Source organism: Sulfurihydrogenibium yellowstonense SS-5 (genome assembly GCF_000173615.1).
Classification (GTDB): domain Bacteria; phylum Aquificota; class Aquificia; order Aquificales; family Hydrogenothermaceae; genus Sulfurihydrogenibium; species Sulfurihydrogenibium yellowstonense.
This window is the reverse complement of record NZ_ABZS01000154.1, coordinates 1-4,219: the sequence shown is the minus strand read 5'-3', so window position 1 is coordinate 4,219 and position 4,219 is coordinate 1. Positions and strand designations below refer to the sequence as shown.

Below are 4,219 nucleotides of genomic sequence, written 5' to 3'. Positions count from 1 at the left end.
CCCGGAACTACAAGTAAGATACTGTTGATATTTTGTATGAAAAGGACGGGCAAAAGTTTCTGTTCTTAGATACTGCTGGAATGAGAAAAAAATCAAAAGTAGAGTATGGATTAGAATTTTTTTCTGTAGGAAGAACAATAGAGGCTATAGAGAAGGCTGATGTGGTTGTCCTTGTGATAGATGCAAACCAAGGAGCAACAGAGCAAGATACAAAAATAGCAGGGTTAATCCAAAGAAGATACAAACCGACAGTAATTGTTATAAACAAAATTGATACTATTGATAAAAAAACTTTAGAAAAAGTAGAAAATCAAGTTAGAGAAAGGTTGTATTTTATAAGCTATGCGCCGATAGTGTTTACATCTGCAAAGACAAAAGAAGGTTTAGATGAGCTATTGGAAAAAATTGTCTATGTTTACAATCAAGCATGGAAAAGAGTAGGTACAGGTCAGTTAAACAGAGCTATAAAACAAATACAAAATTTAAGACAACCGCCTACATATCAAGGTAAACCTTTAAAGATCTACTATGCTACGCAGCTTGAAGGTAAACCACCTGCATTTTTACTATTTGTTAATAAAGCCGAAGGCTTCAAAGAAAATTATGTAAAATTTTTAGAAAACAATTTAAGAAAATTACTAGGATTAGAAAATGCACCGATAAAATTAATATTTAGAGGCAAAGAAGAGGAAAAAAGATAAATGATAGCCTATTCATTGCAGCTTAATTTAGAGCTTGGAAATGTTGAAAATAACATTAAAAAAGTATTTGATATTTTAAAGTCAGATAAGATTAAATCAGAATCCTTAGTTTTACTGCCCGAAATGTTTAGCTGCGGCTTTGATAATGAAAGGCTTTTAGACCATTCAAGAAAAACACCAAGAATTTATAGAGAATTGCAAAAAATTTCTCATGATAAAAAACTTGTTATAGCCGGAACATTGCCCGAAAGAAAAAGAAATGATATTTACAATATGGGATTTGTAATTGATAATGGAGAGATTACCGGAAAAAGACCAAAGATAAAACTGTTTACACCAACAGACGAGCATAAATACTTTAAAGCTGGCAAAAATATACATTTAGACATAACAGAGAGTTCAGCCGGTAATCTTGGATTTATGATATGCTTTGAGCTTAGATTTCCTAATATATCTTACAATCTAAGAAAAAAAGATGTTGAAATTATTCTTGTGCCTGCCCAATGGGGAAAGGAAAGGGCTGAGCATTTAAAAATACTATCAAGAGCACGAGCGATAGAAACTCAATCTTATGTAATTGTATCCAATACCGTTGGCAGAATAGGAGATTTAGAATTTGCAGGAAATTCTGCCATATACTCACCATGGGGAGATATTCTTGATATTGAAAGGAACGAAGAAGGTATAATTTCTGCTGAAATAGATTTAGATGAGGTCTATAAAATAAGAAGCAAAATAAAGATGGAGTTTTGAGGATGGATTACAGAAAAAGATTGGAAGAGTTGATTAGGGAAAGAGCTTTAAAAGTAGCAGATGAGCCAATTTTTAAACTTTCCTCCGGGAAAATGAGTAATTATTACTTGGATTTAAGAACAATCACATTAGACCCGGAGGGTGGATATTTAATTGGAAATCTAATTTATGAGATGGTAAAAGATAAAAAGCCAGACGCTGTAGGTGGTTTAACTCTTGGAGCTGACCCTATTGCATACGCTACATCTTTAATTTCTTTTATAAATAAAAATCCTATCAAGCCTTTTGTGGTCAGAAAAGAGCCAAAGGGTCATGGCACTGGAAAACAGATTGAAGGAAATGTAAAACCGGGTGAAAGTGTGTTTATTCTTGAAGATGTTGTAACTACAGCCGGGTCTTCTCTTAAAGCTTGCAAAGTAGCAAAAGATTTTGGGTTAAACATTCTTGGAGTGATTGCGTTAGTTGATAGAGAAGAAGGTGGAGAAGAAAATCTAAGAAAAGAAGGTTTTGAGCTAATATCTGTGTTTAAGGTTTCAGAGTTTTTGAAAAAGTAAGATATAGAGTGAGACTGTTCCAAAAAAATTTTTGTTAAAGTTGTTATCTTGCATGTCATTCTGAGCGAAGCGAAGAATCTCATTTCCTATCTTTTTAAAAGAAGAGATCCTTCAGCCTTCAGCTTCAGGATAGCAAAAAGGTAAACTTAAAAAATTTGGAATACCATTAAATGGAGTTCTCTTATTTAGTTTGAGAGTATTCTAGGCAATTTGTAGAATTATAATATAATCTATACCTTCGTGAGAATATGAAGAAATATAATGTAAATCTATTTTCAACAGCAACATTAATATTTCTCACCATCTAACCTATCCATTTTCACACTTTAAAATAAAAAAAAGCCCGCATTAAGCGGGCAAGGATTAGGGAAGTAAGCCTAAGGGACTATATCAATGAATATTTTTCCAAATTTTCTTTTTCCATGCAAAAGTTAATCCAGCCATGACTAATAAGTAGCCTAACACAAATACACCTAATCTATTTCTTTGGTCTCTGTGTGGGTCTGCTATCTGGTCAAGATAAGCTACAGTTTTTTCTGTTGCTTCTTTTGTTAAACCAAGTCTTGGCATTGATGTACCAGGAAGACCATTTTGAGGGTTATTTATAAAACTTTCTAAGTATTCTAGTTCCTTAGCTTTTCCCATAACAGATAAATCCGGTGGAATTTTTCCAAGATATGCTTTTAAGTTATCTTCTGGAGTTTCTGCTTCAATTTTTTGATATTTTACAGAGTGGCATCTTCCGCAAGCTTCAACTACTATTTCTTTACCTGTTAAATCTTTTTTAGCAACAGAAGACAAATAAGCAATTATATTAGCTATATCTTCGTCAGAAAGCTGAGCCATTGGTGGCATTGCAAACTTTGGATTTTTTGTTGCTTCTTGAGGATTTTTAATAAACGCAGCAAGGAATTTGTGGTCTATGATTGTAGCAGTGTTTGACAAATCTGGAGGAACAACGTTAAAAGACGTGATAGCTGCATTCTTATCCATTCCTGGATTTATACCATCATTTTTTAGACCATGACAGGATGCACAGTTTGCGATAAATAACTCTTTTCCTTTTGTAGCATCACCACCGGTTGGTGCAGGCGTTTTTAAATCAGAGTATGCATAATCTGGTTTTTTTACTTCTCCGTGCATAACAGAATGTGCATATGGTTCAATCCCCCAGTATCCTATCAGAACTATTACAACCAGTATGGCTAATATTTTAAGTTCTTTCATAATTATCTACCTCCTGCCACTTTTTTCTTTTCTATTTTTGAAACAAAAGGCAGCGCCAAGAAGAATGCAAAGTAAATTAAGCTACCAATAAATCCAAGCCAAGCATACAATCCAGTAGGAGGTAATTTTCCAAGAATTGTTAAGAAAACAAAGTCAGCGATAAATATCCAGAAAAGAACTTTATAGATCGGTCTGTGCTTTCCGCTTACGATTGGAGATTTGTCAAGCCATGGTAAAAATGCTGCAATAAACATGCTAAGAACAAATGCGATAAGTCCAAGGTTTTGACTAAAGAAAAATCCTCTTAAAACTTCATAAAATGCTAAGAAATACCATTCTGGATAAATATGCGCTGGAGTTTGCAAGTAATCTGCAGGTTGAAAGTTGATCGGGTCCATTGCAAATTTATATTGATAGAAAACTAAATAGAAGAAGAAAATTAAGAAAACTGACATAACAAAGAATTCTTTAGCCATGAATACTGGCCAGAACGGAATTCCTTTTCCATGTTTTTTCTCTTCTTTAGTGTAATGTTCTCCATCTTCGTTGTTTGAACCCGGTATTCTAACTGCATAAAGGTGAATTGCCGTAAATACAATAAGCAATAATGGTAAAAATACTACGTGTAATGCAAAGAATCTTGTCAATGTTGCATCTTCAACTATGTAGTTACCTCTTATCCAAACGACTAAATCTGGACCAATAAATGGAATTTTTTCAAATAATGTAGTAATTGTTTGAGCTGCCCAGTAAGACATTTGACCCCAAGGGAGAAGATAACCGGTAAATGCTGTTGCAGACATTAAAATAAAAAGAATGTATCCTGTAATCCATACTATTTCTCTTGGTGGTTTAAAAGAGCCATAGTAAATTCCTCTTGCCATATGGATATATAAAACTAAAAACATAATAGATGCAGCAACAGCGTGCGTATGTCTAAACAACCATCCGTATTCAACATCCATCATTATTGTTTTATTTACG

General features: G+C 33.6%; 5 protein-coding genes. 3 read left to right on the top strand and 2 right to left on the bottom strand.

Features of this window, described 5'->3' with window-relative positions; genetic code table 11:
• The first annotated feature begins 32 nt into the window (after nucleotides 1-32).
• From SULYE_RS06565 to pyrE, 3 genes are read left to right on the top strand one after another with little or no spacing between them, the layout of a single operon-like run.
• A complete protein-coding gene (locus tag SULYE_RS06565) occupies nucleotides 33-701 on the top strand; it encodes a GTP-binding protein (RefSeq protein WP_007547761.1) in 669 nt (222 codons plus the stop codon).
• A complete protein-coding gene (locus tag SULYE_RS06560; RefSeq protein ID WP_007547760.1) occupies nucleotides 702-1,454 on the top strand; it encodes a nitrilase-related carbon-nitrogen hydrolase in 753 nt (250 codons plus the stop codon).
• A 2-nt stretch (nucleotides 1,455-1,456) separates the two neighbouring features.
• Nucleotides 1,457-2,008, top strand: coding sequence for an orotate phosphoribosyltransferase (gene pyrE / locus SULYE_RS06555; protein ID WP_007547759.1), 552 nt, complete (start codon nucleotides 1,457-1,459; stop codon nucleotides 2,006-2,008).
• 390 nt (nucleotides 2,009-2,398) lie between these two features.
• Here pyrE and SULYE_RS06550 read toward each other — a convergent pair whose 3' ends face one another.
• Nucleotides 2,399-3,235: a c-type cytochrome gene (locus tag SULYE_RS06550; RefSeq protein ID WP_007547758.1), complete on the bottom strand. Its 837-nt coding sequence runs from the start codon at nucleotides 3,233-3,235 to the stop codon at nucleotides 2,399-2,401.
• A gap of 2 nt (nucleotides 3,236-3,237) precedes the next feature.
• Nucleotides 3,238-4,219: cytochrome b (locus SULYE_RS06545; RefSeq protein ID WP_007547757.1), on the bottom strand; the 982-nt coding region annotated here is incomplete at its 5' end.

Coding starts and splice junctions, on each gene's coding strand:
- SULYE_RS06560 (WP_007547760.1), top strand. CDS start 702: ATGATAGCCTATTCATTGCAGCTTAATTTAGAGCTTGGAAATGTTGAA.
- pyrE (WP_007547759.1), top strand. CDS start 1,457: ATGGATTACAGAAAAAGATTGGAAGAGTTGATTAGGGAAAGAGCTTTA.
- SULYE_RS06550 (WP_007547758.1), bottom strand. CDS start 3,235: ATGAAAGAACTTAAAATATTAGCCATACTGGTTGTAATAGTTCTGATA.